A 4,787-nucleotide genomic window follows, 5' to 3' on the forward strand; every position below is an offset into this window, starting at 1 on the left:
CCGAGGCCGGCATCACCTTCTGCTCGGCGGAGTTCACCTCCTGCTTGCCGCCCGCCAGGATGCCGATGAACTCCTCGTAGGAGAGGTGCTTCAGCGAATCCTTCAGCGCCGGCGCGTAGGTCGAACCCATGCCGTCCGGACCGTGGCAGACGTGGCACTCGGCGTGATAGCGGCGGTAGCCCGAGTAGGTGTACCAGTCGAGCATCTTGCCGTCCTGGGTCACGTGGAACGTCGGGTGGCCGTCGGCATCGAAATACTTGCCGTCCTCGACCTTCGTCGCAGCATCCTGCTTCAGCAGCTTGGGATCCTGCTCGGCGGTCTTGTCGTTCGCGTTCAAGGAATTGGCGAGCTTGGGGTCGGCGGGCTTGGCATCCTCAGCATGTACGGCAACCGTCGAGACGGTCGCTAGGGCGAGGGCGGCGATAACCGGCCGCGTTACGATCTTGCTGAGGTTGAGCAACGCATGTGTCTCCCTGGATCGAGGCTCTTCGTCTCCCTCGAGCCGCAGCCTCTTGCGAGAAAGTCTAATCACAAGGATGCCGGCGCGGGAACCCGCGCCGGCATCGTTTTTCACGTCTAACCCTGCGGCCGATTAGTTCGGCAGGGCGAAGACCGTCAGCTGGCCGCCGAGGTTGGTGTACTGCGACAGAGCCGCGTAGCCACCCACCGCGCCGAGGCCGGCGTTCGGGTCGGTCAGGCCGGCCGCGAGGCCGATGCCAGCCCAGCCGCCGACGCCCGACAGGACGCCCACGTACTGCTTGCCCTTGTGCTGGTAGGTCATCACGTTACCGATGATGCCCGACGGGGTCTTGAACTTGAACAGCTCCTTGCCGGTCTTGTCGTCGACCGCCTTCAGGTAGCCCTCAAGCGTGCCGTAGAACACGACGTCGCCAGCGGTGGCCAGAGCACCGGACCACACCGAGAACTGCTCGGGGTTGGACCACTTGATCTTGCCGTTGACGCCATCCCACGCGATGAAGTTGCCCATGCCGCCGTGCGAGTTCGGGGCCGGGTACATCGAGAGGGTCGCACCGACGTAGGGCTGGCCCGGGGTGTAGGTCACCCGGAACGGCTCGTAGTCCATGCAGACGTGGTTGGTGGGCACGTAGAACAGGTTGGTCTTCGGCGAGAAGGCCGCAGGCTGCTGATCCTTGGTGCCCAGCGCCGCCGGGCAGATGCCCTTGGAGTTGGTGTCCTCACCGTTCTGCTCGGTCGAGTACTTCGACACGACCAGCGGACGGCCGTAGTTCTTCGAGCCCTTGTCCATGTCGACCTTGGACGCCCAGTTGACGGCCGGGTCGAACTTCTCGGCGACGAGCAGGGCGCCGGTCTCGCGGTTCAGCGTGTAGCCGAAGCCGTTACGGTCGAAGTGGGTCAGGAGCGGCTGGTCCTTGCCGTCAACCTTCTGATCCGTGAGGATCATTTCGTTGATGCCGTCGTAGTCCCACTCGTCGTGCGGGGTCATCTGGTAGACCCACTTGGCCATGCCGGTATCCGGGTTACGCGCCCAGATGGTCATGGACCACTTGTTGTCGCCCGGACGCTGCTTGGGGTTCCAGGTCGAGGGGTTGCCCGAGCCGTAGTACATCAGGTCGAGCTTCGGGTCGTACGAGAACCAGCCCCAGGTGCAGCCGCCGCCGGTCTTCCACTGATCGCCTTCCCAGGTCTTCAGCGAGGAGTCCTTGCCGATCGGCTTGCCGAGCGACGTGGTCTTCTCCGGGTCCACGATCATCTGATCGTCCGGGCCCTCGGAGTAGCCGCGCCACACCTTCTTGCCGGTCTTCAGGTCGTAGGCGGTGACGTGGCACTGCACGCCGAACTCGCCGCCGGAGATGCCGACGATGACCTTGTCCTTCACGGGCAGAACCGTGGCGGTGTTGGTCTCGCCCTTCTTCGGATCGCCGTTCACGACCGACCAGTTGACCTTGCCGGTCTTGGCGTCGAGCGACACGAGGGTGGTGTCGGCCTGGTGCAGGAGGATGGCGCCGTCGGCGTAGGCCAGGCCACGGTTGACCGTGTCACAGCACATGACCGGGATCACGGACGGATCCTGCTTCGGCTCGTACTTCCAGATGATCTTCGCCTCGTGGTCGAGGTCGAGGGCGTACACGATGTTCGGGAACGGCGTGTGCACGTACATGATGTTGCCGACGACGAGCGGCGAGCCCTCGTGGCCGCGCAGAACGCCGGTCGAGAACGTCCAGGCGACCTGGAGATCCTTGACGTTCTTGGCGTTGATCTGGTCGAGCTTCGAATAACGCGTATTCGCGTAATCAACCGTCTGAAGAACCTGTTCCGCCGGGTTGGCGATGCCCTTCATGACGCTTTCATTGGCCAGCGCCGGCGCGGCGACGGCCGCGACACCTGCGCCGAGCGCAAGGAGATGTACCGCTCTCATGGGTTCCTCCGACAAGTCTTGAGAGTATTTGCGACGCGCAGCGATAACGGCGTCACGCGGACTCCGACCTGACTGTTTGCGACAGGGATGGACGCCTCGGTAGCGGGCATAGTGGACTTCGAGGAGATCTACTGATCCCCTAGCCAGGAACCGCCATCCCTGAGGCGGCTCCCTCGAAACCGAGGCTTGAACGGACCTTAAGAGATTTTTGAGCGCCGTCAACTCGCCGTTCGAGGGCTGTGGTCACACGGTGAAAGCTTCTCTTCGCATGACAAAGGCACGGGCGATGTCATGCGTTTGCGAAAAGAAATGCTGCGATGCACAAGGAGCTTGCCGTTCTTTGAGGCAGAACTGACGGAGACGTCGGCGCCTCCCATGCGGATCTTGCAAACGAACAAGCTTTGCTGGGTGTCTGCATGCGTCGCCCGCTTGGTCTGGCCGCATGGCGGGTCGAAACGAACGCGCGGGACGTCGGCGAGTCAACTGCACTGCAGAATGGTCCGATGCCCGTTCATTGCCGAATTTTCCCGGTTTGCCCGTCTGCGCCCAGTCGCCGCATCCGAATTTTTCGCGGATCCCGTCCGTCGCAGTCTGCGTCAGGCGCGACAAATTGCCGAATCGTCCCGGGTCCGGAACGATCGGTTTTCGGCCAGCCCGAGGCCGCCGGGCGCCTAACTCTCAGAAGTGCTGTGCTGGGCGGGGCGTCAGAGTGCGCCGACCGGTCCCGTGCTCTCGAACTCGGCGACGTCGCCGACCAGATCCGTCACGGAGATGTTGAGCCGGCGGCCGTTGGAGAGCCTGAGCTGGGCATCCGGCTCGAGCCATATCGGCCGGAGGCCTGCTGAACTGCCGTAGAGGTTGCCGTACGCGACGATGCCGCCTTCGCGCCGCTCGACCACGAGTCGGTAGCGGACGCGGGCCGGTTCACAGCCCTCCGCCGATACGAGACCGCGCCCCGTCAGCGTCTTCAGGATCTCGTTGGATTCGAACATACGCGGGGCGCAAGGGCGGGACTAAGCGGCAATCCGATTGCCATTTAATCCCGGCCCTTCTGCGAGTCACGCCCGAGCGCGTCATTTGTCCCGTTGCCGGCTCGGCGCTGTCATCCGGCCCGCTCGACGCCGTCCGGCGCGGTGTCACCCTGGGGCGGGCGCACCACGATGCGGCCGGCCTCGACGGAGAGCGCCAGACGTCCCTGCTTCAGAGCCAGGGCTTTGTCCCCGAACAGGGTCGCCCGCCAGCCCTGGAGGGCCGGAACCTCGGCGGTATCGTCATCGGCGATCGCCTCCAGGTCGTCGACCGTCGCGATGATCTTGGGCGCGACGCCCTCCGTCTCGCAGACCGCTTTGAGCAGCACCTTCAGCAACTCGACGATGGCCCCGTTGCCCCCGCTCCGCCGCACCCGCTCGGGCATTCGGACGGCGCTGGTGTCGCGAGCGAGGCCACGCTCCACGGCAGCGACGATGTCGGCCCCGGTCCGGGAACGCTCGAATCCCGCCGGGATCGTCCGAAGCCGGCCGAGCGCCTCGGCGTTCCGAGGCGCCGCGGATGCGATATCAATGACCGCTTCGTCCTTCAGGATCCGCCCGCGCGGAACGTTGCGCGCCTGCGCCTCGCTCTCGCGCCACGCGGCCACTTCCATCAGCACGGCGATTTCCCGCGGCTTGCGCATCCGCCCGGAGAGCCGCCGCCACGCCTGGGCGGGATCGGCACGGTACGTCTCGGGCGAGGTCAGCACCGCCATTTCCTCGTCGAGCCACGCGCCCCGGTCGGTGCGCAGCAGCTCGGCCACGAGAACCTCGTAGATCCTCACGAGGTGGGTGACGTCCGACAGCGCGTAGCTCAACTGCGCCTCGGAGAGCGGTCGCCGTGACCAGTCGGTGAACCGCGAAGACTTGTCGATCTTGGCCTTGGCGACGTCGTTGACGAGCTGCTCGTACGAGACGGAATCGCCGTAGCCGCAGACCATGGCGGCGACCTGCGTATCGAAGAACGGATGCGGCAGAATCCCGCCGATCAGCCAGATGATCTCCAGATCCTGACGGGCGGAGTGGAACACCTTGACCGTACGCTCGTCGGCCATGAGCGCGATGAAGGGTTCGAGGTCGATTCCCGGCGCCAGCGGATCGACCAGGACGCCTGTGCCGTCCGGGGCCGCCATCTGGATCAGGCAGAGTTTCGGATAGTACGTCGTCTCGCGCATGAACTCCGTGTCGACGGTCACGAAGGGTTGCTCGGCGAGACGTGTGCAGATCTGGCGCAGCGCGTCAGTGGTGGTGATCAGGTCCATGCATCGGCTATACGCAACCGCAGCCGACATGGGGAGACGCACCCGCTCGGGTCCCCATCTTTCGCGCGCGTCCCGTTACCGCCGCGCGACGTTCGTCAC

4 protein-coding genes are annotated in these 4,787 nt (G+C 64.9%); all 4 read right to left on the bottom strand.

Annotation, left to right across the window (positions count from 1 at the left end):
* Positions 1-460: cytochrome c (locus tag I53_RS26910; protein ID WP_043356687.1), on the bottom strand; the 460-nt coding region annotated here is incomplete at its 3' end.
* A 132-nt stretch (positions 461-592) separates the two neighbouring features.
* On the bottom strand, positions 593-2,398 hold the full coding sequence (xoxF1, locus tag I53_RS26915) for a lanthanide-dependent methanol dehydrogenase XoxF1 (RefSeq protein ID WP_043356691.1): 1,806 nt from the start codon (positions 2,396-2,398) through the stop codon (positions 593-595).
* A 704-nt stretch (positions 2,399-3,102) separates the two neighbouring features.
* The gene (locus I53_RS26920) at positions 3,103-3,390 is read right to left on the bottom strand and encodes a hypothetical protein (protein WP_043356694.1); all 288 of its coding nucleotides are present in this window, start codon (positions 3,388-3,390) and stop codon (positions 3,103-3,105) included.
* Positions 3,391-3,500: 110 nt separating this feature from the next.
* Positions 3,501-4,688, bottom strand: coding sequence for a ribonuclease D (gene rnd / locus I53_RS26925; protein ID WP_043356697.1), 1,188 nt, complete (start codon positions 4,686-4,688; stop codon positions 3,501-3,503).
* Positions 4,689-4,787: the final 99 nt, after the last annotated feature.

The sequence above is a fragment of the Methylobacterium sp. B1 genome (assembly GCF_000333255.1).
Classification (GTDB): Bacteria; Pseudomonadota; Alphaproteobacteria; order Rhizobiales; family Beijerinckiaceae; genus Methylobacterium; species Methylobacterium fujisawaense.

Coding starts and splice junctions, on each gene's coding strand:
- xoxF1 (WP_043356691.1), bottom strand. CDS start 2,398: ATGAGAGCGGTACATCTCCTTGCGCTCGGCGCAGGTGTCGCGGCCGTC.
- rnd (WP_043356697.1), bottom strand. CDS start 4,688: ATGGACCTGATCACCACCACTGACGCGCTGCGCCAGATCTGCACACGT.
- I53_RS26920 (WP_043356694.1), bottom strand. CDS start 3,390: ATGTTCGAATCCAACGAGATCCTGAAGACGCTGACGGGGCGCGGTCTC.